Raw genomic sequence first — 678 nt, forward strand, 5'->3', positions numbered from 1 at the left:
CCCCGATTCGATGGGTTTCTATTACGGCGAGTGCACGTCGTATGCGGGCTGGAAGATCAACGAGGCGATGGGCCTGAGCGCCGAGGACGATCCGGTCTTCACCAACGCGGTAGCCGGAAACGCTGCGGAATGGCGACCGGCCTGGGAAGCACGGGGATGGGAAATCTCCACGGAGCCCGTTCCGCAATCGGTCGCCTGGTGGGACGCCAACTCGAATCCCAACGTCGGGGAGGCCGGGCATGTCGGTTGGGTGCAGGACGTGAAGGACGGCAAGGCCGTGGTGGACGAGTACAACAACTCCTACTACGGACCGCCGGGGCACAAATACTCGGAACGCCCCGATCCCGTCGACCCGAACGCAGACGACGCCCCCGACGCTTACCTGATTCCGCCGGAGAAGGATCAGATGAAGAAGTCATAGTGCGATACAATAGAATCACTAACGGATATCACAGGGAGGGCGTCATGAGGACTCGGCGATGGACCGCACTGGCAGGAACGACCGCAGTTGCGCTGACGTTGGGCGCATGCTCGACGGGAGGCGACGAACCGGCTGAGGATTCGACGCAAACGCAGGAGCAGACTCCGAGCATCGAAGTGCCCGAGGTGTCGAACGGCAACACCATCGACTTCAAGCTCAACCCGCACGGACTCGACCAGGGCACGAACGTGCGGATC

Annotated in this window: 1 protein-coding gene and 1 pseudogene; both read left to right on the plus strand. The window is 62.1% G+C overall.

Features of this window, described 5'->3' with window-relative positions; translation table 11 throughout:
- The coding region (locus tag IG178_RS24650; RefSeq protein WP_193215230.1) for a CHAP domain-containing protein at nt 1-421 on the plus strand (421 nt) is incomplete at its 5' end.
- A gap of 44 nt (nt 422-465) precedes the next feature.
- A pseudogene (locus IG178_RS25805) lies at nt 466-678 on the plus strand (hypothetical protein); the annotation flags it as partial.

Source organism: Neoluteolibacter marinus, assembly GCF_014904755.1.
Taxonomy (GTDB): domain Bacteria; phylum Verrucomicrobiota; class Verrucomicrobiia; order Verrucomicrobiales; family Akkermansiaceae; genus Haloferula; species Haloferula marina.